This is a genomic window from Caballeronia sp. GAWG1-1 (assembly GCF_023631465.1).
GTDB lineage: Bacteria > Pseudomonadota > Gammaproteobacteria > Burkholderiales > Burkholderiaceae > Caballeronia.
In genome coordinates this window covers 400,842-426,878 of sequence record NZ_JALQDB010000037.1, presented here as the reverse complement: position 1 = coordinate 426,878, position 26,037 = coordinate 400,842, and the positions used below count along the sequence as shown (strand labels likewise).

The window sequence follows — 26,037 nt, the reverse complement described above, 5'->3', positions numbered from 1 at the left end:
TCATTGTTGGCTAGCCCGCCTGAAAGCCGCCGTCGATGGCGAGGCTCACGCCGCTGACCATGCTGGAATCGTCGCTTAGCAGATAGGCGATGGAGCGTGCCACTTCCACGGGCTGCACGAAGCGGTTCAGCGGAATGCGCGCGAGCATCGGGCCGGATTTGACGGGGTCGCTCCAGGCTCGCTCGGCCATGGGCGTCATCGTCACGACAGGGTTCACGGCGTTGACGCGGATGCCGTGCCGTCCGAGTTCGACGGCCATCACGCGCGTCATTGCGTCGAGTCCGCCCTTGGACGCGCAATACGCCGCATGCAACGGCAAGCCGACGGTCGCCGACAAGCTCGACACGTTGACGATGGCCCCGCCCGCATTGCGCGCGATCATGCTCTTCGCGCACTCCTGCGCGACGATCATCGCGGCGCGCACGTTGACGTTCATGGTGAGATCGAACGCTTCGGCGGTCGTCTCGAGAAACGGCTGCAATTGCGCGATGCCCGCGCAGTTCACGAGCAGATCGACCGGTTGCGCGCCGCGCGCGGCTTCGCGGGTGGCATCGGCATTTGCGAGATCGACGGCAATGGTTTCGCAGCCGGTCTCTTCCTTGAGTTGCACGAGGTCGGCAGCGCTGCGGCTCAAGGCAACGACACGCGCGCCGCGTTCGATCAGGAGATGCACGGTCGCGTGGCCGATGCCCTTGCCCGCGCCGGTGACGAGCACGGTCTTGCCTGCAAACTCGCGGTTACGGTCGATGGTGTCGGTCATGTTCTCTTCAAGGTTCGTCGCAGAGTCGCCGCGCCGTGTCTTCATCGGTCACGAGCACCGACGGATAGCGTCCGCGCAACGCCGCACGCGTGACATGAAACTTCTTCGCCCCGCCACTGACGAGAACCACGCGACGCAGCTTGCGCAAGTCTTCGAGCGTGATCGCAACGGTGCGGCGATTCAGCGGATGATCGATCAGCTCGCCGTCTTCATCCATGAAATGCCCGAGCATGTCGCCGACCGCGCCTGCTTTTTCGAGCGTGCGCAATTGCTCCGGATTGTCGATGCCATAGGTTACGACGAGGGATTCCGTCAGATCGCCGCAAGTCAACAGGGCGAGGTCGGAGTTGCGCGCGAGTTCGTAGGTCTCGCGCACGGTGCCTTCCTGCAGGATCACATCGCGCGCCTTCTGGCTGCTGACGTAGATGGGCGCGGCGAACAGATATCCGTCCGCGCGGCAGATATCCGCGAAGTCGGAAACGATGTCGAACGTGTTGATGCTCGGGCAATGCGAGAGGCCGCCTTGCAGCGACACCGCTGACACCGCGCCATAACTGCGTTGCGGCATGGCGCGCAGCACGGCGCGGATCGTGCGTCCCCAGCCAAGCCCGATAGTTTGCCCTGCAACTATCTGCCTCGAAAAGTAGCTCGCCGCGCCGATGCCGAGCGCCGCGTTGTTCGCTTCGGTGTTCGCACCGGTCGGCACGACCACCGCGCATTCAAGACCGAAGCGTTTGCTGAGCGCTTCTTCCAGCGCGACGCATGGCGCTATCTTGCTGTTGATGGTGATCTGCACGAGACCCGACTCGCGGCTTGCCGCGAGCAGCCGGTTCACGCGCACGCGGTTGCTGCCTATACGTTCCGCGATCTCCTGCTGCGTCAGGTTGCCGACGTAGTAGTGCCACGCGACGCGCGCCTGCAATTCCTCTTCCGAGTCGATGGATTCGTCGGTTTCGGCGAAGGCTAGGGGTGGTACTGTCTTGCTCATATCGAGTGTCTGGTCACAATGGAAGGCCGAAGGAGTCTACTTCACCGCGCCCATCGTGAGACCTTGCACCAGCCGCCCAGACACGAGCAGCGCGAAGACGACCATCGGCAGGACGATCAGCGTACCCGTGGCCATGATCTCGCCCCAGGGCAATTCGTAACCGCTCATGTAGCTCGTCGCGGCGACCGGCGATGTAATGGCATCGGTGCGTGTCAGCACGAGCGCATATAGCAGATCGTTCCACGAGAAAATGAAAGCGAAGATGGCGGATACGACGATGCCCGGCATCGCGAGCGGCAAGTTGATGCGCCAGAACACGCGCCACGGCGACGCGCCATCGAGCCGCGCGGCCTCGTCGAGTTCCACGGGAATATTGCGGAACTGGTCGGTGCAGATCCATACGACGATCGGCAACGAGAACGTCAGATAAAGAAGAATCAGCACGATGTGCGTATCGACGAGATCGAGCTTGGTCGCAATCAGAAAGAACGGCACCGCGAGCACCACGGGGCTCACCATGCGGTTCGAGATGAACCAGAACCACAGGTCTTCCTTGCCACGAAATTCGAAGCGTGCGAGCGCGTAGGCAGCAGGCGCGCCGAGCAGAATGGCAAGCACCGTCGTGCTGCTCGCGATGATGAGCGAGTTGAGCAGACTGCCCGCCACGTCATGCTCGAAAAGCGCCGCCGAATAGTGATGAAACGTGGGACTGAACAGCCACTTCGGCGGATACGCGAGCGCGTCGGACTGGCTCTTCAGGCTCGTCGTCACCATCCAGTAGAACGGAAACACGGACGACAGAAAGACGATCGCCAGACCGAAAAAGTGCCATACGGTGGCGCGTTTGCGTGCGGCACGCGCACGCAAGGCACGCTTGGTCATGCCGCCATTCGCGGCTTGCAGAGTCGGAGAACTCACGCGGCCTCCCGGTACACGAAGCGGATATAAAGACGCGACAGCACGATAGTCAGGATCAAGAGAATGATGGCCTGAGCGGACGCCATGCCCTGATCGAAGAGACGAAAGCCCACGCGCTGGATATAGATGCTGATGAACTCCGTCGCGGTGCCGGGGCCGCCGCGCGTCATGGTGAAGACGGCATCGAACATCTTCAGCATGTCGGCCGAGCGCAGAATGAGGATGGCCGTCAAACCCGGCAGCAAATACGGTCGCTGCAAGTGCCAAAGAATCATGCTCCACTTCGGCGTTTCGAGGCGCGCCGCTTCCTCGGCTTCCTTCGGCACCATGGAAAGCCCGGCCAGCAGAATCAGCGCGCAAAACGGCGTCCACTGCCAGATATCCATGATCATCACGGAGACGAACGCAAGCGTCGGATCGGCAAGCCAGTCTTGCGGCGGAATGCCGAAGAGGCCCGCCAGATAGTTCGCCACGCCGAACTGCCGGTTGAAGATCAGGCGGCCGATTAGGCCCACGACCGCGTAAGTTGTCGCCATTGGAATGACGAGGCTCACGCGAGCGGCGGCGCGCATCCATCGCAGGTCGATACGGTGCAGCATCAACGCCGCAAAGAGCCCGAGTGCGACCTCGATCGGCAAGGTAAGACAAAGGAACAACGCAGTGCGGCCGAGCGCGCCCCAGAATGAGGGATCGGTGAGCGTCGCCACGTAATTGTCGATGCCCACGAACGGCGTGCCCGACGCGAGATCGGCGAGCTTGTACTGATGAAACGAGTTATAGAGCGCCAGCAGCAGCGGGTAAATGCCGATGACCGCCAGCGCGAATATCGCCGGAATCAGGAACCAGAAGGCAGGCGTTCGCGGCACCACGCCAAAGTAACGCGTCCGCTTTCCGAGCCTTGGAGAAGTTGCCACGCCTGCCATTCGATCGCCTCCGGTTCCTGATGTTTAGCGTTCAGCCGATTACTTGAGCAAAGGCTTCTTGCCGTCGTAATAGCCGGCTTTCTTCAGGATGTCCTCGGTCTTCTGACCGATGGTCTGCGCGCCATCCTTCACCGTCACCTGACCGAGCATGATCTTGCTGCCCCATTCGCCGATGACTTCCGACACCGCCGGCCATTCGGGGAAACGCGGACGATAATCCGGCACGCCGCCTTGCCAGGATTCGACCATCGGCTTCACGAACGGATACTTGTCCTGCACCGCCTTGTCCTGATAGACCGCCGTGCGTGCCGGCACGCCGCCCGCCTCGAGATAAGGCTTCGCCATGGCCTCGGACGTGATCCATTGGATGAAGAGCCACGATGCCGCTTGCTTCTTCGCGCTGGCCTTTGCATTCACGGCAAGCGAGAAGCCGCCGAGCGCGGGCTTGAGTCCCGCCGGCCCCTTCGGTTCGGTGGTGATCGCAAGACAGTTGCCGAGCTTCGACTTGCTCGGGTCGGTGAGCGTCGGATAGAAAGCGGACCATTCGGTGATCATCGCGACCTGCCCTTGCGCAAGCGCGTTGACGGCTTCGGCGTGATCGAAATCGACGATACCCGGCGGCATGTACTTCATCAGCTTTTGCCGGTATTCGAGGCCCGCTTGCGATTGCGGCGACATCAGGTTCGACTTGAACTTAGCATCGAGAAGCGATCCGCCATTGGGCCACAACACGCGCATGAAGCTATCCGCCGATTGCGTCTCGCCGCGCCGCGACTGCAACGCGAAAGCGAACTTGTCGCCCTTCGTGAGCTTCGGCGCGTAGGTTGTCAGCAACTCGTCCCAGGTCTTCGGCGGCTCGTCGAAACCCGCGTCCTTCAGCATGCACTTGTTGTAGAACATGAGGCCCGAGTAATTATCGAACGGCAGGCCATACGTGACCTTGTCCCATGTGCCGAACGAGTCGAGCAGAATCGGGAAGAAGCCCTTCAGATTGAGATTCGGGTCCGCGAGCTTGGGGTCGTCCGTGAACTTCTTGATGGGCACGAGCCACTTGTTACTCGCGAATTCGCCGATCCACACGACGTCCACGAGCACGATGTCCTGATCGCCGCCGCCCACGAAGTTGAGCACTTCCTTCTCACGCGTGTTCTCGTACGGAATCACTTCCCAGCGCACCTTGATGCCCGTCTCTTTCTCGAACTGCGGTATCAGGGTTTGTGCTGCCTTGTAGCCGGGACGATCCAGAAAGATAGCCTTGATGGTGGTGCCAGAATACGGCTCCGCGGCTTCCTTGAGCGTCCACGCCTGTGCGTTCGATGCGGCGAAAGCCGCGCTAGCCGCAAGTAGCGCGACAGCCGCTACGTGCTTGACGGGACCAAGTTGTCTCACCTGGGTGAAGCGCTTCTTCATGCCTGTCTCCTTTGATTTTTTTAGAGCAGTGATGGCTTGCGGATTCGTTCGTAGCGTCTTTCGGTTCCTGCGAGTGCGAAGGGAAACGGGTGGAAAACACGGCGTATGCGGCGAAGACCGTCTGTGTCGTTTCACTTGTAATTTCGGTTTTACAATTGTATATTTTGGCCCGAACAGGTTGTCAAGAACTAAATCGACGAAGCCATTCGATGCTGCGCTGCGATGAACATACTCGTGGCTCGGCCATAGACGGAGACAGGCATGAGCGCCGTTCATCTACAGCAGATCCGCAAGTCCTTTGCAGGCACCGATGTGCTCAAGGGCGTCGACATTCAGGTGAAGGACCGCGAGTTCATGGTCTTCGTCGGACCATCGGGATGTGGCAAGTCCACCTTGCTGCGAAGCATCGCCGGGCTCGAACGCAGCGATTCAGGGCAAATACTGATAGGCGGTGAAGACGTCACCGAACTCGAACCATCGCAGCGTGGCGTGGCGATGGTGTTTCAGTCGTATGCGCTCTATCCGCACATGACGGTGTACGAGAACATCGCGTTCGGACTGCGCATGCTGAAGCTGCCCGAAGCGCAGATCAAGGAACGCGTGCAGCGCGCAGCCGAGATCCTGCAGATCGGTCAACTGCTCGAACGCCGGCCGCGCGCGTTGTCGGGCGGACAGCGTCAGCGCGTTGCCATCGGGCGATCGATCGTGCGCGAACCGCAAGTGTTTCTCTTCGACGAACCGCTCTCGAATCTCGATGCCGCCTTGCGCGTGCAGATGCGCCTCGAACTCATTAAGCTGCACAAGCAACTCAACGCGACGATGATCTACGTCACGCACGATCAGACCGAAGCGATGACCATGGCAGATCGAATCGTCGTGCTGAATCATGGGCGCGTGGAGCAGATCGGCACGCCGCTGGAGCTTTATCGCACGCCGCATAATCGCTTCGTCGCGGGCTTCATCGGCTCGCCGAAGATGAACTTCATGGACGTGCGCGTGCAACGTGTCGATGCCGCCGGCGTCAGCATCGAACTGCCCGGTGGCGAGGCGCTCACGCTGCCCTTCAAGGCTTCGTCGGTAAAGGCGGGCGAGACGCTCACGCTCGGCATTCGCCCGGAACATTTCGTCGAGGAATGCGGCGGCGATATCGATAGCGGTCTTGCCGGCGAAGTGATGGTGATCGAGCATCTCGGTGGCGAGACGCTCTTGCATCTGCGATTGCCGAACGACCTCGTGATTCAAGTAAAGGGCTCGGGCGAGTCCACTGCGTTCGAAGGACAACGCCTGAACGCGGGCTTCAGCATTCGCCATGTGCATCTGTTCAACCAGGACGGCAGTGCGCTCGAACGTCTTCGGCCCGTGACGGAGACTGCTGCCGCTTGAGGCTGGGTCGCTCGATCAAGTTTCCTCAGCGGATGCCGTAAACGAAAAGAGGCGCCGAAGTAGCGGCGCTCGCGGCCGCGCCGTCGGCTGCATCCGTCACCGCTGTTCATCGTGAAATTCATGGCATCCAGCATCCGTTCGCTGACGGCATGGTCCGTCGTGGTGACGTTCGCGCTCAGCGCGGCACCTTCCGCTTTTGCAGGCACCGGCAACGCAGAGTTGCCCGTGACGCTGACCGTCTACGATATCTGCACGCTCGATACGGGCGCCACGCAGCCGAGCGTGGCCTGTTCCGCAGGCGGCCAGTACCGCATCCTCGCGGGCGAATATTTCGCGGATGTCCGCATCGCCGAGATCAAGGCCGCGCAACGACCGCAAATGCCGGTCGTCGAGATCGCGTTCTGAAACGTCGAACCCTTGGCGACGCATTGTTACAATCGCTTACGCTTTAACGTCTGAGGAATGCACATAATCAGGGCGTCACGACGCGCCAAAAATCTGAGAGAGCAGCGCAAACGTTTGGCGCGCGGAAGACACTTCCAGAGAAGAGGTGAACAATGCGTCGCCGTAACCTTGCCGTTTCCGTGCTTTGCATCGCGTTGGCATCGGGGCCGCTCGTTCCGTTCGGAGCGAACGCAGCCACGCGAACCACTACCTTCACCGTATCCCTCACGCTGCAGAACGATTGCCAGATCGCGGCCAATCCGCTCAATTTCGGCAACTCGGGTGTTATCGCGGCGAACATCGATCAGACCACCACGTTGAGCGTCACCTGCTCGAACGGCGCGTCGTATAACGTCGGGCTGGATGCGGGTTCGGTGTCGGGTTCCACGGTGCCGAACCGGCTGCTCGCGGGCACGGGCACGCCTCTGCCGACGGTCGCCTATCAGCTCTATCGCGATGCCGCGCGCACGCTCGTCTGGGGCCAGACGGTCGGCACCGACACGGTCTCCGGCACCGGCACGGGCGCGGCGCAGACGGTCACGGTCTATGGCCGCGTCGCGCCGCAGACCACGCCGGCCGCGGGCACGTATTCATCCGTCGTCACGGCTACCGTCACGTTCTAGCATGCGCTCATCGCAGTGTTACCGGGCCGCGCGGCCCGGCAGGCGGGCGCTCGCGTGTGCGCTGGCGGGCTTCTCGTGGTGGTGCCTTCTGTACGCGGCGAACGTATCGGCGGCGGCCTTGCAAGTGTCGCCGATCCGGCTCGATCTCTCCGCCGAAAGGCCCGCCGCCGCGCTCACGCTGCATAACGACGGCAGTGCGCCGCTCAATGCTCAGGTACGCGTGTTCGCATGGACGCAGTCGCTCGACGAAGACCATCTGGAGCGCACGGCCGCCATCGTCGCGAGTCCGCCGATCGTGCAGATCGCGCCGAACGGCGATCAGACCATCCGCATTCTGCGAGTGGGAAGCGAGCCGCTTGCGCGCGAGGAGACGTATCGTCTGCTGATCGATGAAATTCCGAACGCACAAAGCGCGCAGAACACGGGCGTGCGCATGCAGTTGCGCTACTCGGTGCCGGTCTTCGTGGGCGCGGACGAAGCGCGCTCGCCCGCGTTGAAGTTCGCGCTGGAACGCAAGAGCCAGGCAAACAACGAAGCCGACGTCATGCTGCGCGTGTCGAACGGCGCGCAAACGCATGCGCAACTGAGCCGCGTTCATCTTGACTGGTCCGATGGTCAGAGCACGCAAGTCTCGGCGGGACTGCTCGGCTATGCGTTGCCCGGCGCCGCGCGCCGCTGGCCCGTGCAGGGCGCGCCTGCGAATGGCACGTGGGCGACCTTGCACGCCGTCGTCAACGGCGAGCCCGTGACCATGCGTGTGAACGTCGAGCCGGGACCGCCGGGCTCCGACCGCTAGGCCGTGGATGCCATCGCCGCGCCCGCGTGCGAGCCGGTCACGCGCTCATGTGCTTCGTCTCGTGCCGATCATCGTGTGGTCCGCCATGCCCGCGTGGTCGCACGCGAACGACTCGACACCGGCGACAGCGCCCATTCAGATGCAAGGCGCCCTTCCCCATGAACGCGGCGAGCTTTATCTCGAAGTGTCGATCAACGGAACATCGACGCAAAAGATCGCGCAATTCTTCGTGACCGACGAGATGATCTACACGACGCCCGGCGAATTGCGCGAACTCGGCTTGCGCACCGACGACCTGCAAGCGCAAGCGAACGGCCGCATCGCGCTGGGTGTCGTGCCAGGCCTGCGTTATCAATACTTCGAGCAACAGCAACGCATCGACCTCGAAGCCGCCGATGCGCGCCGCGTGCCTTCCGCGCTTTCCAACATTCCGGCACGCGCGCCGGTGGCCGCAACCGGCACGGGCCTCGTCATCAACTACGAAGCGAGCGTGCAGACCAACTCGCCGGCGCAATACGGCTTCTATGGCGAGGAACGCTTCTTCTATCCGGGCGGCCTCTTCGACAACACCGGCACGGCGTACTGGTATGCGGACAGCCGCCGCTACGTGCGGCTCGATACGTCGTGGAGCCATTCGGACACCGCTTCACTCATGACCACGCGCATCGGCGACACGATTTCCTCATCGCTCACATGGACGCGCCCGGTGCGAATGGCAGGCGCGCAACTATCGCGCGACTTCGGCTTGCGGCCCGATCTCGTCACGTATCCCGTGCCCGCGCTCGGCGGTTCGGCCGCCGTGCCGAGCGCCGTCGATCTCTACGTCAACAATGTACGCCAGTTCAGCGGCGCGGCGCCCTCGGGACCGTTCGTCATCAATGCGGTGCCGGCCATCAACGGCGCGGGCGAAGCGGTGATCGTGAGCCGCGATGTGCTCGGTCGCAGCGTGATGACGACGGTGCCGCTCTATATCGACGCGCGTCTGCTCGCAAGCGGCCTCACGGACTTCTCCGTCGAAGCGGGCTTCGTGCGCCGCGCATATGCGCTGCGCTCGTTCGACTATGCGGGCGACCCGTCGGCATCGGCGTCGATCAGGCGCGGTTTAAGCGATACCATCACGCTCGAAGCACACGGCGAAGCCACGCGCGGCGTCTACAACGCGGGCGCCGGCGTATTGTTCGGCATCGGACAAGCGGGCGTCTTCAATGTGTCGCTGGCGGGCAGCGCGGGCAACGGCGGCTCGAATCCCGCGCCCCTTTATATCTATCCGGCAAGCTTCTACAACGGCTTCGATAGCAGTTTGCCGCCTTATGTTCCGCAAGCGCCGCATGGCGGCAGCGGCATGCAGGTTTCGGTGGGATGGCAATGGCGCACGCCCGCGCTTTCCGTCGATCTGCAAGCGCAGAAAGCGACGCCTCACTACAGCGATCTGGCGTCCGCCGAAGGCACGCCCGTGCCGCGTTCGACGTATCGCGCGACGCTTGCCGCGCCCGTGCGCGTGCTGGGTTCTTCGAGCACGGCAAGCGCGAGTTACGTGGGTCTTGCCGATCCCTACTACGGCGACTCGCGCATCGGTTCGCTGGCGTACACGGTGACGTTGCCGCGCGGCACGTCGCTATCGGCGAGCGTGTATCACGACTTCGGCGACACGCGTAACACCGGCGTCTTCGTGGCGCTCGCCTTCGCGCTCGGCGGCGCCCTCAACGCGAGCGTCGATGCAGGCAGCGATCACGGCAAACCGCTCTTCGGCGCATCGGTGACGAAGACGGCCGACTACGGCGGCGGCTTTGGCTGGCAAGCGCAGACGGCGCATCAGAACGGCGTGCAGCAGTCGCTTGCGCAAGGCGCGTATCGCACTCGCTATGGCGATTTGCTCGGCACCGTGGCGAGCGTGCAGTCGCGCGTGTATGGCGAGCTGGACGCATCGGGCTCCATCGTGATGATGGAAGGCGATGTGCTCGCGGGCCGCCGTATCGACGACGCCTTCGCGCTCGTCTCCACCGATGGCGTAGCGAACGTGCCCGTGCTGCACGAGAACCGCGAGATCGGCAAGACCAATGGCGCGGGGCATTTGCTGGTGCCGGATCTGATTGCGTATCAGGCGAATCATCTCGGCATCGACCCGCTCGATCTTCCCGCCAATACCTCCATCGCCACCACGCAGCTCAATCTCGCGCCGCAATCGCGGGCGGGCGTCGTCGCGCGTTTTCCGATACGGGGTTTCAGCGGCGCACAACTGCAGCTCGTCGATGCCGCAAGCGCTCCCTTGCCGCCGGGCACGACGCTTACGCACCGCGAGACCGGCAAGCGATACGTCGTCGGCTACGACGGACTCGCCTTCATCGACGATCTCGCCGCGACCAATACGCTCGACGCCACGTCATCCGGCACGTCCTGCGAAGCGCACGTTGCCTTCACGGCGCAAGCACACGCCTTGCCGACGCTCGGCCCATTCACCTGCAAGAGCGCGTCGCCATGAAGCGCGCATGGTTCTTGGCTATCGCGCTGTTCGTCTTCATGACGACGCCGGTGCGTGCGCAAGTGTGCACGGCGTCGATATCGAGCATCAACTTCGGATCGATCGCGCCCGCGACGGATTCGTCCGCGAACGTCTCGGGCTCGGTGACGGTGTCTTGCACGGGCTTCGTGCTGACCTTGCCGGTGCGGGCGTGCATCAGCATCGGGACGGGCAGCGCAGGTGCGTCCTACGCGCCGCGCCTGGCGGCCAACGGCGCCAGCACGCTGCAATACAACCTCTATGCCGATTCGACCGGCGGCACGATCTGGGGCTCGCGGCGCTCCGCGAGTTACGGCGCGGTGGCGCTCGACATACCGCTTACCCTCGCGCTCGGCACGGCATCCGGCAGCCGTACCTTGCCGTTTTATGGACGCATCGCGGCGGGTCAGAGCACGCTCGTCGCGGGAACGTATCTATCGACATTCTCGGGCGCGACGCAGGCCGAAATGACGTATCAGCAATACGTTGTTTCGCCGCCCAACTGCTCGACCGTGACCGCCAATTCGAACGCCCTTTCCTTTACCGTGAGCGCGACCGTCATCAACGATTGCACGCTTGCCGCGACCAACATCAATTTCGGCACGGCCGGACTACTCGATGGCGCCTTGACGGCAACGGGCACACTGAGCGTGGCATGCACCAACAACGACCCTTACTCGATAACGTTATCGGCCGGCGGCGGCAGCGGCGCAAGCGTCGCGGACCGGCGCATGACGCGCGGCGGCGGCAGCGAACAGGTGCGATATCAGCTCTATCAGAACGCGGCTTACTCGACTCCGTGGGGCGATGGCACGAATTCCGCGCCGGCTCTCGCAGGCACCGGCACCGGTTCGAGTCAGGCGATCACGGTCTATGCGCGCGTGCTGCCGCAAGCCACACCCACCGCCGGAACTTATAGCGATACCATCCTTGCGACCATCACTTACTGAGCCGCGAACGTGCGCTCTCCACTAGTCAGCATTGCAAAAGTTATTACACACAGGCTCGAAACTACAAGGCGCCGTGCACGGTGACGACGCATGCGGGCGTAACGCTTGCCTCGACGTAACGTTACCTTTGACCGATACGCTATTCCCGATCATTCCGAGGATCGCTCAACACCGGCAAAAATTCGGGTTTTCCCTTTCTGAAGTCCGCATCCGAACGCCGAACCGCCGCGTATATCCAAACTGGCACGACTCCTGCAAACCTTCTCTTGAACACTAAGGGAGGGCGGCAAAGCATGAGTACAACGACATCCCGCTCGCAGGTCGAGACCGTCGTGCGCGACTCCGGTCAGGCATTGAGGCGTCGCGTACTTCAGGGTCTCGCGGCTGGCGAGTTTTGTATCGCCTATCAGGGAATCTACCGAGTCGACAGCGGCGAGCTCGCGCGCATGGAAGCGCTCATCCGCTGGCGTCATCCAGACTACGGCGTGCTCTTGCCTGGCGCGTTCTGCGAGGCGTTGCAGGACCCGGACGTCATGGTGAAGATCACCTGGTTCGTCATGGATGCCGTCGCAGGCGATATCGCCGCGTGGCTCGCGCGCGGCGGCAAGCGTTATCCCGTCGCGGTCAACGTGCCGCCTTCGGTCGCCGCCATGCCGGGCTTCGCAAAACGCATGGAAGCGATCTGCGTGGCGCACGGCATCGCGTCGAGCTATATCGAACTGGAACTCTCGGAAAGCGAGGATCTTGCGCTCTTTCCGTCGATTCAACAGGTCGTCCAGCGCTTCCGTAATAAAGGCGTCAACATTGCGATGGATGATTTCGGTACCGGCTACGCGTGCCTCGCCGCGCTCGGGCCGATTGATTTCGGCACCGTGAAGATCGCCAAGGAGTTGCTCGCGGAAGCGCCGCGCTGCCCGAATGCGTGCATGGTGTTTTCCTCGGTGCTCGCGCTGCTCACGCGGCTCAAGGTATCGATCGTCGTCGAAGGCGTGGAGACGCCCGCGCAGGCGCAATGGCTCGCGCAGTGGCCGCATGTGCTCGCGCAAGGCTTCCTGCTCGCGCGGCCCACGTTTGGCATGGACAACGTGCCGGGCGTGGATGCTCACGCGGACATGCAAGGCATGCAGGGAGCCCATGCAATCACGCGGCAAACCAGCCGGCGCTCGGCGATGCGTATCGCGGACGCCGCATGAAGGCGCGCACCGCCTGTATGGAAAGTTGAAAGGACATAAGGCCGGACCCACTGATTTCATCCGGCCGCCCAGAGCTTCTGGCAGCCCTCGAAACGCCAGAACTTCGCCGACGTAGGCATGCGTCGGCGTTTTTTTTTGGACGCCCGGAATCGATACCCGAGCGCGGCACTCAGAGCGGGCGCGTCTCCGGTTCCTCATCGAAGATCTGGAACTTGCGCATCTTCTCCCACAGCACCTTGCGGCTGATGCCCAGATGCAACGCCGTATCCTGCCGGCGCCAGCCGTTCGCTTCGAGCGCGGCGATCACGCGGTTTCGTTCGTTCATGTCCCACTTGCTGCGGTCGACGAGCAGCTCAGTGGCGTTATCCACGGGTTGCGCATTGCGCGCGAGCACGAGGAGCCGCTTGACGCGCCCTTCGTCCCACGAGCCGAGTTGCCGCACCGTCACACCCACGCGCTCCGCCAGATTGCGCAACTCGCGCACGTTGCCGGGAAAATAGACATCGGCGACGGCGTCCGCCAGCCAGTACGGTAACTCGGGCAAGGACTCGAGCTTCTCCTTGCCCACCACTTCGTTGATGAACGACTTGAAGAGCGCAATCTTGTCGGCCGCGCCGCGTTCTTCCAGCGTCGGAATCTTGAGTTCGATGACCGCGAGCCGGTAATAGAGGTCCGCGCGAAACGTGCCGTCCTTCACGAGCTGCGGCAAGCTCTTGTTGCTCGCCGCGATAAGCCGGAATTCGAGCCGCACGGGCGTCGCCGAACCGAGCCGCGTGACCGCCTGATCTTCCAGCACGCGCAGCAGCTTGACTTGCTGATAGAGCGGCAAATCGCCGATTTCATCGAGAAAAAGCGTGCCGCCGTTGGCCTGCTCGAAGTAGCCTTTATGCGCGAGCACGGCGCCCGTGAACGATCCCTTCGCATGCCCGAAGAACAGCGACTCGAAGAGACCATCGGGAATCGCGCCGCAGTTCACCGGCACGAACGGACCTTCGCCATAGCGGCGATGCTTCTCGTGCAGCAATTGCGCAATGCGCTCCTTGCCGACGCCGGTCTCGCCGTGCAGAAGCACGGGCGTATCGCAATCGGCGAAGGTATCGACTTCGTGCAGGAGCGCCTGCATGCATTCGGCATGCGCGATCAACGCATGCGACGCCTGCGCTTCCTCGCCATGCGCGCGCAATTGCTGTGCGAGTTTCGAGACCATCGCGCGCAATTCGGCGCCGGTGAAATCGAGCGGCAGGATGTGCGAATAATCGGCGGGAAACATGGACGGATCGCGTTCGCGCGGCGCCGCGCCGACCCAGACCACGGGCATCGAATGACGCGCTTCCCAGTCGCGCAGCACGAACGCGCCGCTGTCTATCACGCTTACGCTGATGATCGCGATCGCCGGGCGCGACGAATCGCGCGGCGCGCTGATGGACGTGCCGTCCGCGCGTAATACATCCACTTCGTGACTGGACATGCAGCGCACCACGCGCTCGACGATGTCGGACTTGCCCTCCCACACGTGGATGTCGAGGCCATCGATTTTGGTGATCTGTCTCATGTCGTTCAGTACGCCAGTTGCGATTCGCCGCAGGTAAGCGACAAGTCGTGAATCGTGCTCGTGCCGATCTGCGCGCCGAGGAGTTGCAGGACGGGGACGAGAACCTGGTCCAGTCCGGCGAGTATCGTGGTCAATGCGGGCGTGAGCAAGGCAAGCAGCAGCGGTGCGATGCTATTGAGCAGCGCGGACGGAAGCAGCGGCGACGCGAGTATCAAACCGCCAGGCGCCGAGAGACTCGTGTTGAGCGAGGACAACGCGTTGGCGAGCGTCTTCCCCGGCAGCGATGCAAGTGTCTGATAGTCGTCGCTGTTGCCGCTCTGGCCATCGAATGTGAGCGTGCCCGATGCCGAAGGCACGGAGCCGGTGGTCACCTTGGCGGTGACCGTCAGCAGTCCGAGCACGTTGACGAGCGTCGCCGGTTGCGAGCAGGCGGCGGTGCCCGCGGGGGTGTCGCCGACACACACGTTCGCCACCGTGCTGTTGACGCCGATGACCGAGCGCCGCGCGAGCGGCGGCCCCTTGCATTGCGTCGACGCAAGGTACGCGGAGCCCGCCACGGCCTCCACGACCACGGGCAGATGCACGGTCGGCGCGATGTTGCCGAAGAGCGGACCGAGCACGAGCGACAGCGTGCCGACCGTGACATCGAGCGATGCGCGCACTTGCGCGGTCTGCGCCTGCGTGCGCCAGTTGCCGTTGGCATCCTGGCCCGCTTCGCCGATGGCGAGCACCGGCGGCTGAATGACCTGCACGGTCAGCCCGGCGGAAATCCCGAGCAGATTCAACCCGCCCGCTACGTTCACCGCCGACTTCCCGGCCTGCGCGATCTCGGCCATGACGAAGAGCGCATCCAGAGGGCTGATGGTCGCGTTGAGCGCGGATTGCGTGTTGGCGAGCGCCACCGAAAGCAGCCCCGGCGCCGTCGATGTCTTGCCGAGCGAGATCGTCTGATTGCCCGGGATATTGGCGCTCGCGATGGTCTGCATCGCGCCGAGCGCCGTCGAGAGATTGGCGTTGGCCACGCTCGTCGTTTGCAGCGCGTTCACCATCAGGCGCGCGATCTGCGCGGCCGTGAGACTCGTGGCGAGCAGTTGATCGACCGTGCCCACGCCCGCCGCCGTCACCAGATCGGCGATTTTCACGCGGGTATCGGCGAGTCCCTGATACGACGCGAGCGAGAGATTGAGGCTCGTGCCGAGCAGCGCGTTGAGCAGGCCGTTGATCGGTCCCGGGCCGATGCTCGCGAGCGTCGTGCCGATGCTGAACGCGCCGATATCCGTGACCTTGGCGACGGCCGTCGCCGTCACCGTGCGTGCCGGCCCCACGAAGAAGTACGGCACGGTGCGCGTCGCGACGACTTTCACCGCGTTGATCGGCGTGCCGCCCGCCGCGAAGTAGTCGGGCGCGGCGTTCGCTTGCGTGTCCCAGCGGCCGCACGCGGTCGTCATGCCGTTGCCCGACGCGGTGGCATCGAAGCCGTTGACCGCCGCGCTGCCCGTCGCGGCGGCGGTGGCGCGCGTGCATGCGGCATCGGCGACTTGCGAGCCTGCTGTTGCCGCTAGATCGGCCGCGCTTTGCAGGCTGCGGCGCGCGAAAAAGAAATTGCCGACGTCGATCGCGCCGAGCGCCGCCACCGCCACGATCAGCCAGATGGCCGCGAGCGTGCCCGCCACGCCGCGTTGCGCGCGCCGCGCTGGTCGATGGCGAAAAGGCCGTGTCATGGGCCGGTCAGTCCGCGTCGTGATAGTTGACATCGAGCGCCGGACGTCCCGCCTGTTCCAGCGACGAGCCGTAGCGCTCGGGAATGGCGGTCTCGAACGACTTCATGTAGCGCGCGTAGGCAAGACTCGCTTGCGCGCCGGGCATCGGGCGCGCGGGACCGGCTGCGGCATTGCTCGACTGCAACGTGAGCCAGGCTTCGGTTGCGTGACCGACTTCGCTTGCTGCCGGTGCGCCTTCCTCGGCCCGCGCTGCGGATACGAGCGCCATCGCGCTGAACCAGATCGCTGCCATTGACGATGCTTTCATCGACTGCTTCCTCGCTCGATTCGATTTCAACGTGACGCGATACGGCTACCGCCGCCTTCGTCCTGCACTTGCGCGCGATACGTGCGCGCCGCCTGCTGCACGCGCTTTGCATCGCCCTGAATGGCCTGCTGCACGTCCGGCGCGAACTTCTGTTGCGTCATCAATCCCTGCGCGTTCGCGGCCTGCCCGCTCGAAAGCAGGAAGAGCGCGACGTTGCTCATGATCTTCGCGTTGTCCGGGGCGAGTTCGGCGGCCTTCATCAATGGCACGCGCGCGCCCGCTATGTCGCCTTCGCGCAGCTTCGCGTACCCAAGGTCGGACAGCGTCGCGGCATCGGTCGGCGCGCGCTGCGCGGCGGCTTCGAAGCGCATTGCCGCCAGCCGGAAGTCGCCCGCCTGGCCGGCCAGCAAACCCAGTCCACGCAGACCGCGCGCCGCGAACGGGGTATCGGCGAGACGCGCATAAGCTGCTTCGGCGGGCTGTGTCTGGCCGGTCTGACGCAGCGCATCGGCGCGCAAGAGAATGGTGTCGGGCGACTCGCCATACTGCTGCTCGTAAGCGTCGATATGCGCGAGCGACGCGAAGTACAACCCTTGCGACTGCATCCGGTCGATGAGCGCCAGATACATGCCGGGCGTGTCGGGCGCGGCATCGCGATGCATCGCCTGATCGAGCGCGGCCTGACGTTCGGCCTGAATGCCGACGCCGTAGCCGCTTTCCATCTTGCTCGCGCATCCGCCAAACAGCATGCATGCGCCGATAGCGGCAAGCGCGACGAGTCGCGTCCGGTTGATTGAAGATTGCGTCATCGATGAAGCCCCGAAAGCGAATGCAATACCGCGAGAAACCCCGGCCCCGCGGTGACGATGAGCAGCGCAGGCAACAGCGTCAGCACCATCACGCCCGTCATCTTCACGGTGACTTTGCCGATGCGCTCACGCAGCGCCGCACGCCGCGCCTCGCGCATACGGTCGCCGAACTGCCTGAGCGGCTCCTGCACCGCGCCGCCGTATTTCTCCACCTGAATCACGAGCCGCACGACCGCCGCGAGGTCTTCGTTCTCGTAGCTGCTTGAAAGGCGCTTGAGCGACTGCTCGCGCGTGCGGCCCGTCGCAAACTGCGCCTGCGCCGCCGCCAGTTCCTTCGACAAGATCGGCAGCACCGTTTTGAAGTCGTGGATCATCACTTGCAGGCTCTGATCCAGCGATAACCCCACGCCCTGCAACAGCCGCAACAGATCGACGAACATCGGCAGCTCGTTGCCGACCGCGCGCTGACGCGCGTTCGCCCGGCTCTGCACGAACCACTTCGGCGCCATGAAGCCGCCCGACAGCGCGACGAACAGCAGCAGCGTGAAGCGCGCGCCGTGCGGCGTGCCACGCGCGAGCAACATCAGCGCGACCGGCGCGAGCGCCGCGCCCGCGATGCGCGCCAGCATGAAAGCGCCGCGAGCGCGCGCGTCGAGATAGCCGCAGCGATCGAGCAGGCGGCGGTCTTCGTCGGCCACGGCGATGCGCCCGAACGAGGTATCGAGCCACGCGATGCTCGCGCGACCGATGGCGGCGAACAGGCCCGTTGGCGGCGCTTCGCCGCGCGCGGGCCCGCTATCCGTCGATACCGGCGCGCCTGCCGCGACACGTTGCGTGAGCGCACCTTCCAGCGTGCGCGCCGAGCGTTGCATGCGCGCGTAGCGGCTCAACGCGAGCACGCCGATCAGGGCGGCGGCGCATGCGAGCGCGAGCACGGCGAACGCGGCCACGAGGTTGGGCGTCAGATGCATCGCGTCCTCTTAACGTTTACGGCGCGCGCGCTCATGTCCTGAGCCTCGCCATGCGAAACAGCAGCCACACGCCGAGCATTTGCAGGCCGAGCGCCGCGTACACGAGCCGCTGGCCGAGCGGATCGGTCCACATCGCATCGAAATATTGAGGGTTGGTGACGATCACCGCCGCGCCGAGCAGAACGGGCAGGAGACCGAGCACCCACGATGAGAGGCGCGTTTCCGTCGACAGCGCGACGAGTTCGCGGTCGGCCTGTTCCAGATCGCGCATGAGCGCCGACATGCGGTCGAGCATCACGTCCGAGCGCCCGCCGTATTTCACCGATACGCGCAGCACCGCGCCCACCAGTTCGAGCTCGCGCACGCGATACATCCGCGCCACCGCGCCGAGCGCGTGATCGATCTCCATGCCGGTACGCAGCATCGGCAACACGCGGTCGAGGCAATCGGCGAGCGGCGGCTCCGCGCTTGCGAGCGCGGTCTGAAACGCCGCCGGCACGCTATGACCGATGACGATGAGCCGCACGATGCCATCCATGAACGAGGGCAACTGCCGCACGATACGCTGACGTTTTTTCTGCGCGCGCCAAAACAGCGCTGCCGCCGTCACGGCAAGCACGAGCGCGCCGGCCGCAAGCCCGAGCAATGCGTTCGTGCGCGCTGTCATCCAGAATGCGGCCAGCGCCGCGGCGACGAGCGTGACGAAAAAGAAAGCGCGCGGCCGTTCGATTCCCGCACGCCGCATCAGATGTCCATAAGCGGCACGCGCCCGCACGATGTCTCGCGCAATCTCGACACTCACGCCCGAGTGCGTGTTCGCCGATGCCCGCGACTGCTCGGGCTGCCGTGCAGTGCGCGGCCGCGGCGTTGCGTGCGACGCCATGACCTGCCGCTCCACGAAGCGCGCGGCGAGCATGCGTTCGCGCTTTTGCGCGCCGCGCCGCCACAAGGCGAGCGCGGCGGCCGCGAACAACAGCGCGAGCATTGCGACGAGCGCCACGCCTCTAGACACGGAAGCCTCCGCCGAAGCCGCCGAAACCGCCGCCGCCGCTTTTGCCGAATCCTTCTGCAAGCGACGCGCCCAACGCCTGCCGATACTTCGCGAGCTTGGGCGAGCTCGGATGAATGCCGAGCGAGGTCCAGCGGTCGGTTTCCTCGCCATTCGCATCGGCGACGGGGTCGTAGCGATACAACTCCTGCATCGCGATGATGTTGTCCGACAGCCCGGTGACTTCCGTCACGGAAAGAATGCGCCGCTTGCCGTTCGAGAGCCGCCCGATCTGCACGATAAAGTCGATGGCGTTCGCGATCTGCCGCCGCAGACTTGCCTCGGTGCCCTGAAAGCCCGCGAAACCCGCGAGCATTTCCAGCCGGTAAAGGCACTCGCGCGGTGAACTCGCGTGCACGGTCCCCATCGAGCCGTCGTGGCCGGTGTTCATCGCCTGCAGCATTTCCAGCACTTCGCCACCGCGCACTTCGCCGACGATGATCCGGTCGGGCCGCATCCGCAACGTGTTGCGCAAGAGGTCGCGAATCGACACGACGCCCGCGCCGTCGAAGCCGCCCGGACGGCTTTCGAGCCGCACCACATGCGGATGGTTCAGCGACAACTCGGCCGTATCCTCGATCGTCACGACGCGTTCGTGCTTCGGAATGAAGAACGCGAGCGCGTTGAGCAGCGACGTCTTGCCCGAACTCGTGCCGCCCGAGACAAGCACGTTGCAGCGCGCCTCCACCGCCGCTTCGAGCAGCGAGCTGATCTCCTGATTGAACGTGGAGTTCGCGAGCAGATCGTCGGGGCGCAGCGGATCGCGGCGAAACTTGCGGATCGACACCACCGGCCCGTCGATCGACAACGGTTCGATGACCACGTTCAGGCGGCCGCCGTCTGGCAGGCGCGCATCGACCATCGGGTTCGACTCGTCGAGCCGTCGGCCGATGGGCGCGAGAATCCGCCGCACGATGCGCAAGAGGTGCGCGTTGTCCGCAAAGCGCACGGGAATCTTTTCGAGCATGCCGTGACGCGACACGTAGACATCGCTATAGCCGTTGATGAGGATGTCTTCCACGGCGGCATCGGCGAGCAAGTCCTCGATCGGACCGAAGCCCGCGAGCTCCTTCGTGAGCGCGGCCGCGACGAGGCGTACCTCGCTCTCGTTGAGCGGGATGCGTCGCAGGCGCACGAAGCTGTCCATCTCCAGATCGACGAATTGCTGGATGGCCTGGCGCGACCATCGCCCGAATTCGGCGCCGAGTTCCTCGATACGCGTGAGCAGATGTTCATGCGCCGCGCTCGCCACGTCCTGGAACTGCTGCGAGTGCGCGAACGCGACGGCATCCTCGGCCAGATCGTTGGAAAACGCGATGTCCTTGCTGAAGTCCTGAACCATCGTCATGACCGCCTGAGAAAGGTGGGAAGAAGTTGCGCGAGTCCGGCGGCCGGGCTTTCAGTAGCCTTGGGCAGTGCATGGCGGCCGGCGGGCGCGGGTTCATCCGCGAGACGCGCGACGAGAGGTAAAAGCGCGCGCACGTAAGGGTCGCGCGGCGCGGTATCCGCGAGCAGGCTTCCCTGATTCACCGCGCGCCCGAGCGCCTGCGCACGTTCCGGCAAGATGCCGATGAGCGGTAGCCCGAGCCGCGCGGCCAGTTGATCCGCGCCGAAGTTGAGCGCCGCATCGAACTTGTTGACGACCAGACCGAGCGAAATCTTCCGCGCCGCGGCTTCGGTTTGCTCGCCGCCGCGCACATGCTCGACGAGCGTGACGGCCGAGACCGCCGAGACCACGTTCGGATCGCATACGAGCCAGGTTTCGTCGGCGGCCTGCACGACTTGCGCGACGAAGTCGGGATTCGAAAAACCGCCGAGATCGACGATCTGGTGGTCGAAGTATGCGCGCAGCCGGTTGAGCGTGCTGACGGCCGTGGCAAAGGAAATCGCGCGCATTTCGGCAAGATCGGCGGGCAGCGCGGTAAGCGCGAGGCCGCTCGCATGACGCGCAAAGGCGGTGTGCACGAAGGTTTCGTCGAACCGGCGCAAGTTGCGCACGGCATCGACGAAATGCAGTTCGCTGCGCGTGTCGAGCAAAAGCGCGCTGTCGGCGGCGGGCAGGCCGAGATCGAGCAGCGCGGTGGCGCGGCGCGCGCTCTGACCGCGCCGTTGCAGACTCACGGCGAGATTGGCGGCGAGCGTGCTCACGCCCACGCCGATGCGCGCGCCGAGCAGCACCGTCAGCTTGCCGCGCTTGGGCACATGTTCGGGACGCTCGTCGATGAGCCGCCGCGCCACCGTGAGCACGCTGCCGGGATGCCCGCCGGTATCGATGAAATCGCGCACGCCCGCGCGCAACGCGGCGAGCGCGGGTGCGGGCGTCGCAAGCGTGCCGAGCGCCACGACCGGCACGTTCGGAAAAGCGTCGCGGGCCGCTTCGGCGAGTGCGGCCGCGTGGTAATCGGCGCGCTCGGTGAAGTCGATGAACACGATGGCCGGCGCGCATTCCGCGATGCGCGTGACCAGCGCGACGGCATCGCACGGCGCGATTTCCACCGCGCCCGTGTTGGTCAGCGCCTGCTGCAGCCACGCTTGCCTCGACGGTTCGGGACTCGCCAGCAGAAAGCGCGCGGTGAGCGGCTCGCCCGCTGCCGCCGCCGCTGCTGCCTTGCCGGGTCCGAAGCCTTGGGTGTTCATCGCGAAAATCCCGGCGCGGTGTCGGAAGAAAGCGCTCCGCCGACGAAGCTCTTCCACACTGGTCCGTCGCGCTGTTCGGACTGCTGGCCGGGCGTCATCGGCAAGGCGGCGCCCCGGGCGATAGGCGCGACCAGGTGCGGCGTCACGATGATCACCAGCTCGCGGTCCGTTTGCGAGTACTGCAAAGTCTTGAAGAACGCGCCGATGATCGGCAAGTCGCCAAGCAAGGGCACCTTGTTCACGTTCGACGCCGTTTCGCGATCCACCAGCCCGCCGATCACGAAGCTTTCGCCGTCGCCGAGTTCGACCGCCGTTTCCGCGCGGCGCGTGGTGAGCGCGGGCACCGAAACACCGTCGATGGTGATGGCGTGCGCGAAGTCGAGCTGGCTCGCTTCGGGCGCGACCTTCAGCGCAATGCGGTCGGCGCCGAGCACGGTCGGCGTGAGCGAAAGGCCTATGCCATACGGCTTATAAACGATGGTCGTGCTGCCGAGCGCCTGCGGCACCGGAATCGGAATTTCGCCGCCCGCGAGAAAGCTCGCGCTCTGGCCCGAGAGCGCGACGAGCGTCGGCTGCGCGAGCACGCGCGCGAGGTTGTTCCCTTCGAGCAGGCTCAGGTTGGCGAACAAACCGCGCGAGCCCGAGTTGAGCAGCAGGTTGAACGCGGCGCCGATTGGCGAGGTGGACGTCACCTGCAACGCGGTCGTCGCGCCGCCGGTATAGGAACCCAGCGAACTGGGCGCGAAACTGCCGAACGCGAAGCCCGCGTGATTCTGCGAGAACAGATTGAAGCCGGCTTCCTTCAGCACGGCCTTGCTGAACTCGACCACTTTCACGTCCACCTGCACGACGCTCTTGCTCTGTACCGTCGATGTATCGACGAGCGCGCCGTCCTTGCCGATAGCCGCGCGCGCCGCCGCTGCCGCGCGCTGATGCTTGGCCATGGACGGCGTGCTGCCGCTGAGTACGGCCGTCTTGCCGAGCACGCGCACTTGCGGCGCGTCGTGGTCGAGCAGCGCGGCGTTCGCGCTGGCGGCGACATCGACGGTATAGGACGCCGGCGTGTCGCGGCCCTGTTCCCAGACGAGCAGATTGGTCGTGCCTGCCGACTTGCCGACCAGCAGCACGCCGCCATTCTTGAGCACGAGAACATCCGCGATGCCGGGATCGGCGACGGCCACGCGCGACACCGTGCGGCCATGCGCGAGAACCCGCTGCGCACCGGTCGCAAGCGCGATCACGGGAGCGTCTTGCGCGCTGCCCGTCGATGCACGCTCGATGTCATCCGCGTGCGGCGTCGCGACGGCATGCGTCAGGTTCACGTTGAGGCCGAGCAAAACCGCGCAGCACGCCATGAGCGCGCGCGTGTGGAACCGCAAGATCGGTGGCCGGTTTATCGTCATCGTCATGGCTTGCTTCGTTTCGAATTCATCGGGATAGCCGGCATCGGCGCGCTCAATATGCGGTTCGCTCGACACGGCCACCCCGGATCACTTCCACTTCGTTGCTACGCGGCGCACGCGTCACGCCCGCCGCACGCGGCTGCGTCACCGGTTCGCGGCCGGCGCGCGCGCCCGACAGCGCACCGAGCGATACCCCGGCGGCCGCGCGTGCGGCGCCATCCGCGTCGGCATGCAAGGCAGCGGCATGCAGGGGCAGCCATGACTGCGGCGGCGGCATTTCGGCGTCGTTGGTGTTGCGCAGCGCCAGCACGAGGCGGCCCGAGCTTTCGGCGAGCGTGAGCGCATCGACATCGGCGGTGCGCACGGCGAGCACGGCGGTCTGTGCGTTCAAATTGCGAGTCGCCTGGTTCGTGTCGCCCCCGGCCTTGCCATCGACACCCTCCACCGACGCGCCGCCCACGCTCAGCACGCGCACTTTCGACAATAAAAGGCGCGCCTGTGTCGCCTCTACTTCGGCGCCGCTGCTGCCGCCGCCTTCGCGCTTGAGCGTGAAAAACACATCGACGAAATTGCCCGGGCGCACGAGATTGCCGACCGCATTGGTTTCGTCGACGCGCACCGCGACCGCGCGTTCGCCCGGCTCGACGACATCGGCAAGTCCGCTCGACAGCGTCTCGACCGTGAGCGGCGTGCCTTGGGGCACCGCGACGCGCGTGGTGCGGCCGGTGAGCGCGGCGGTATCGCCGAACACGCCGGACGCGGGTTCGGCCTGCATGCGCACCGTGAGCGACGCGGCATCGAGCGGCTTGCCGGGCTGCAAATCGCGTGCGGCGATCACCACCGGCGCGAGCTTGCGATCCACCGCGAGCGCGGGACCGGGCGCGCCGCCGTTGGCGCTTGCCGGCAGCGGCGCCGGGGCGCGCGCCAGCGTGAACGCGAAGATGCCCAGCGCGATGGCCAGCATGAAAAACAGGACCGCGAGCGTTCGTGTGACGTTGGCCATGTGAGATCAATCGTGAAAGTTCGGGCGGACGCTCATAACACGTTGTCCGGATTGAGTTGGACCATCGCGCGCGCCACCAGCGAATCGGGCAGCGCGAGGCCGATCAACGGCAGCGTTGGGACCAGCGGCTTTTGCGCATAGGCATAAGCGAGCGTCACCTGGATGCAGCGCAGGCTCCCGTCGTAGGTACATGGCGCGGGCGTGGCGGTGCATTGCGCGAGTCCCGCAAGCCAGTTCGACAAGCCTTGCGCGGTCTGGCAGGCGGCACTGCCACGGCGCGCAAGGGCGTCGTCGATGCTCGTCGCGTTGGCCTGATAGCGCAGCGCGGCGCGTGCGCCCTCTTCCGCTGCGAGCGTCAGCGACTGCTGCGCGACGAACACGAGGCTGTAGGTGACAATGGCGTAGAAGATCAGGAAGAACAGCGGAAACACGATGGCGAACTCGACCGCCACGTTGCCGCGCTGGTTTCGTCGTGGGCGTGGCCGTTGGATTGATGGCGCGGACTTCATGCTGGCCGCCCCGTTGCGTTCAGCAGATGCAGCGCCAGCTGACCGATCCCAGCCGCCGCGAGCAATGCGCCGTAGGGCGTGCTGTTGCGCCTGCGTTCGGCCACGCTCGCATCCGCGGCAAGACTGCGCAGCGACAGCACCACGCGGTCCTCACGGCGCGCGAGCAACACGAGCGCATGCACCGCGGCCGCAAGGCTCGCCGCGACCCAGACGCCGACGAGTTCGCGCGGGCCGCACCACGCGCCGAGCACGGCGAACGCCTTGACGTCGGCGGCGCCCATCATGCCGAGCAGGTAGAACGGCAAGAGCGCGACGAAACCCGCCAACGCGCCGAGCAATGCGAAGCCGATCGCCGTCTGAAAAGGCGAAATGCCGAGCGCGGCGAACGCAAGCGCGAACACGCCTCCGGCCGCGACCAACGAATTCGGAATGGACCTGCGCTGCCAGTCAAATAAGACGACCGCCAGCGCCCAGCCGATAAATATCGCGGATTCAAAATAAATCATGGCAGCGTAAATCGGCAGGCAATAAGACAGCGCCCTCCGTAGTAATACGGAGGTTTAATCGAAACTCGAAAGATGTATTCGGTCCGCGCGCCGGATTGCTCCGGCGCGCGAATCGGCATCTCGTCAGCGAATAAAGATGGGATTAGCTCGACGTTTTAGCGAGCTCCGCCTTTATCGCGTTGAAAGTGGACGTGAGCTGAGTGGAGACGCCGCCCACGGCCGTCATGATGCCGAGCGCAAGCACGCCGGCAATCAGCCCATATTCGATGGCGGTGATCCCACGCCTGTCGCGGATGAATTGAAGCAAGGTAGATGTCATTCTTGTTGCCCTCGGATGGTGTACTGCCTGGCCGCGGATTCGCCTCTTCGTGCGAGGCTCCAGGCGGCAGACAACCACGCGAACGCGATGTCGTGACCCCGGGCCCATGCATCGGAGCGGCGCTCCAACTCTCTCGATATTTTTGGTTTTTCTTGTTGATCGCTACCCTCCCACAACGTTTGCCGAAAGAAGAGGACTGCGTTGGCGAATTTATATCGCATGCACATCTCAAAATCAATTACGTCAGAACATTTTGTATCGTGCAGTGCATCAATAGTTGCATCGGGTAAATAAACTCTGGCATATCAGTAAAATCAACTTGATGCGAATGCAGCGACTCGTATTGATTTCCTGCCCCGCTCTTTTT

At 64.5% G+C, this 26,037-nt stretch carries 25 protein-coding genes; 7 read left to right on the top strand and 18 right to left on the bottom strand.

Annotation, left to right across the window (positions count from 1 at the left end; translation table 11 throughout):
- Positions 1 to 10: 10 nt before the first annotated feature.
- Genes NCT03_RS27015 through NCT03_RS26995 form a run of 5 tightly spaced genes read right to left on the bottom strand, consistent with a single transcriptional unit; the run spans position 11 to position 4,999 of the window.
- Positions 11 to 760 carry an SDR family oxidoreductase gene (locus tag NCT03_RS27015; RefSeq protein ID WP_250494565.1) on the bottom strand — a complete coding sequence of 250 codons (750 nt, stop codon included), beginning with the start codon at positions 758 to 760 and terminating at the stop codon, positions 11 to 13.
- Positions 761 to 767: 7 nt separating this feature from the next.
- Complete coding sequence (locus NCT03_RS27010) at positions 768 to 1,748, bottom strand: sugar-binding transcriptional regulator (protein WP_244830810.1); 981 nt, start codon at positions 1,746 to 1,748, stop codon at positions 768 to 770.
- 36 nt (positions 1,749 to 1,784) lie between these two features.
- A complete protein-coding gene (locus tag NCT03_RS27005; protein ID WP_284503485.1) occupies positions 1,785 to 2,630 on the bottom strand; it encodes a carbohydrate ABC transporter permease in 846 nt (281 codons plus the stop codon).
- A gap of 32 nt (positions 2,631 to 2,662) precedes the next feature.
- A complete protein-coding gene (locus NCT03_RS27000; protein WP_244830813.1) occupies positions 2,663 to 3,589 on the bottom strand; it encodes a carbohydrate ABC transporter permease in 927 nt (308 codons plus the stop codon).
- A 39-nt stretch (positions 3,590 to 3,628) separates the two neighbouring features.
- Positions 3,629 to 4,999, bottom strand: coding sequence for an ABC transporter substrate-binding protein (locus NCT03_RS26995; RefSeq protein ID WP_250494563.1), 1,371 nt, complete (start codon positions 4,997 to 4,999; stop codon positions 3,629 to 3,631).
- A gap of 261 nt (positions 5,000 to 5,260) precedes the next feature.
- Here NCT03_RS26995 and NCT03_RS26990 point away from each other — a divergent pair, with 261 nt between their 5' ends.
- From NCT03_RS26990 to NCT03_RS26960, 7 genes are all read left to right on the top strand, one after another.
- Complete coding sequence (locus NCT03_RS26990) at positions 5,261 to 6,382, top strand: ABC transporter ATP-binding protein (RefSeq protein WP_250494562.1); 1,122 nt, start codon at positions 5,261 to 5,263, stop codon at positions 6,380 to 6,382.
- A 120-nt stretch (positions 6,383 to 6,502) separates the two neighbouring features.
- Positions 6,503 to 6,787 carry a hypothetical protein gene (locus tag NCT03_RS26985; RefSeq protein WP_250494561.1) on the top strand — a complete coding sequence of 95 codons (285 nt, stop codon included), beginning with the start codon at positions 6,503 to 6,505 and terminating at the stop codon, positions 6,785 to 6,787.
- A 152-nt stretch (positions 6,788 to 6,939) separates the two neighbouring features.
- Positions 6,940 to 7,449: a Csu type fimbrial protein gene (locus NCT03_RS26980; protein WP_244830818.1), complete on the top strand. Its 510-nt coding sequence runs from the start codon at positions 6,940 to 6,942 to the stop codon at positions 7,447 to 7,449.
- A gap of 1 nt (position 7,450) precedes the next feature.
- A complete protein-coding gene (locus NCT03_RS26975; protein ID WP_250494560.1) occupies positions 7,451 to 8,245 on the top strand; it encodes a fimbrial biogenesis chaperone in 795 nt (264 codons plus the stop codon).
- A gap of 49 nt (positions 8,246 to 8,294) precedes the next feature.
- A complete protein-coding gene (locus NCT03_RS26970; RefSeq protein WP_250494559.1) occupies positions 8,295 to 10,724 on the top strand; it encodes a fimbria/pilus outer membrane usher protein in 2,430 nt (809 codons plus the stop codon).
- A complete protein-coding gene (locus NCT03_RS26965) occupies positions 10,721 to 11,692 on the top strand; it encodes a Csu type fimbrial protein (protein WP_250494558.1) in 972 nt (323 codons plus the stop codon). Before NCT03_RS26970 ends, NCT03_RS26965 begins: the two co-directional genes overlap by 4 nt.
- A gap of 293 nt (positions 11,693 to 11,985) precedes the next feature.
- Complete coding sequence (locus NCT03_RS26960; RefSeq protein WP_250494557.1) at positions 11,986 to 12,885, top strand: EAL domain-containing protein; 900 nt, start codon at positions 11,986 to 11,988, stop codon at positions 12,883 to 12,885.
- 169 nt (positions 12,886 to 13,054) lie between these two features.
- On the opposite strand, the gene NCT03_RS26955 is transcribed toward NCT03_RS26960, so the two are convergent.
- The 13 genes from NCT03_RS26955 to NCT03_RS26895 all read right to left on the bottom strand — a co-directional run bounded on the left by NCT03_RS26955 (position 13,055) and on the right by NCT03_RS26895 (position 25,670).
- On the bottom strand, positions 13,055 to 14,437 hold the full coding sequence (locus NCT03_RS26955) for a sigma 54-interacting transcriptional regulator (RefSeq protein WP_244830823.1): 1,383 nt from the start codon (positions 14,435 to 14,437) through the stop codon (positions 13,055 to 13,057).
- 5 nt (positions 14,438 to 14,442) lie between these two features.
- Positions 14,443 to 16,158, bottom strand: a complete 1,716-nt coding sequence (locus tag NCT03_RS26950; protein ID WP_250494556.1) for a TadG family pilus assembly protein — start codon at positions 16,156 to 16,158, stop codon at positions 14,443 to 14,445.
- 7 nt (positions 16,159 to 16,165) lie between these two features.
- Positions 16,166 to 16,465 carry a DUF3613 domain-containing protein gene (locus tag NCT03_RS26945; RefSeq protein ID WP_250494555.1) on the bottom strand — a complete coding sequence of 100 codons (300 nt, stop codon included), beginning with the start codon at positions 16,463 to 16,465 and terminating at the stop codon, positions 16,166 to 16,168.
- 26 nt (positions 16,466 to 16,491) lie between these two features.
- Entirely contained in the window at positions 16,492 to 17,274 is a 783-nt protein-coding gene (locus NCT03_RS26940; RefSeq protein WP_502800426.1) for a pilus assembly protein, read from the bottom strand.
- The gene (locus NCT03_RS26935) at positions 17,271 to 18,239 is read right to left on the bottom strand and encodes a type II secretion system F family protein (protein WP_502800432.1); all 969 of its coding nucleotides are present in this window, start codon (positions 18,237 to 18,239) and stop codon (positions 17,271 to 17,273) included. The genes NCT03_RS26940 and NCT03_RS26935 overlap by 4 nt, the downstream gene beginning before the upstream one ends.
- Positions 18,240 to 18,276: 37 nt before the next feature.
- Positions 18,277 to 19,257 (bottom strand): type II secretion system F family protein, encoded by a 981-nt coding sequence (locus NCT03_RS26930; RefSeq protein WP_502800425.1) that lies wholly within the window; start codon positions 19,255 to 19,257, stop codon positions 18,277 to 18,279.
- Positions 19,250 to 20,635 (bottom strand): TadA family conjugal transfer-associated ATPase, encoded by a 1,386-nt coding sequence (locus NCT03_RS26925; protein WP_244831002.1) that lies wholly within the window; start codon positions 20,633 to 20,635, stop codon positions 19,250 to 19,252. The genes NCT03_RS26930 and NCT03_RS26925 overlap by 8 nt, the downstream gene beginning before the upstream one ends.
- Positions 20,636 to 20,637: 2 nt before the next feature.
- The gene (locus tag NCT03_RS26920) at positions 20,638 to 21,930 is read right to left on the bottom strand and encodes a P-loop NTPase family protein (protein WP_250494553.1); all 1,293 of its coding nucleotides are present in this window, start codon (positions 21,928 to 21,930) and stop codon (positions 20,638 to 20,640) included.
- Positions 21,927 to 23,285 carry a type II and III secretion system protein family protein gene (locus NCT03_RS26915; protein ID WP_250494683.1) on the bottom strand — a complete coding sequence of 453 codons (1,359 nt, stop codon included), beginning with the start codon at positions 23,283 to 23,285 and terminating at the stop codon, positions 21,927 to 21,929. The genes NCT03_RS26920 and NCT03_RS26915 overlap by 4 nt, the downstream gene beginning before the upstream one ends.
- A 100-nt stretch (positions 23,286 to 23,385) precedes the next feature.
- Complete coding sequence (cpaB, locus tag NCT03_RS26910; RefSeq protein ID WP_250469327.1) at positions 23,386 to 24,336, bottom strand: Flp pilus assembly protein CpaB; 951 nt, start codon at positions 24,334 to 24,336, stop codon at positions 23,386 to 23,388.
- Between the two features lie 32 nt (positions 24,337 to 24,368).
- Positions 24,369 to 24,845 (bottom strand): TadE/TadG family type IV pilus assembly protein, encoded by a 477-nt coding sequence (locus NCT03_RS26905; RefSeq protein ID WP_250494552.1) that lies wholly within the window; start codon positions 24,843 to 24,845, stop codon positions 24,369 to 24,371.
- Positions 24,842 to 25,351 carry an A24 family peptidase gene (locus NCT03_RS26900; RefSeq protein ID WP_250469325.1) on the bottom strand — a complete coding sequence of 170 codons (510 nt, stop codon included), beginning with the start codon at positions 25,349 to 25,351 and terminating at the stop codon, positions 24,842 to 24,844. The genes NCT03_RS26905 and NCT03_RS26900 overlap by 4 nt, the downstream gene beginning before the upstream one ends.
- A gap of 142 nt (positions 25,352 to 25,493) precedes the next feature.
- Positions 25,494 to 25,670, bottom strand: coding sequence for a Flp family type IVb pilin (locus NCT03_RS26895; protein ID WP_244830831.1), 177 nt, complete (start codon positions 25,668 to 25,670; stop codon positions 25,494 to 25,496).
- Between the last annotated feature and the right edge of the window lie 367 nt (positions 25,671 to 26,037).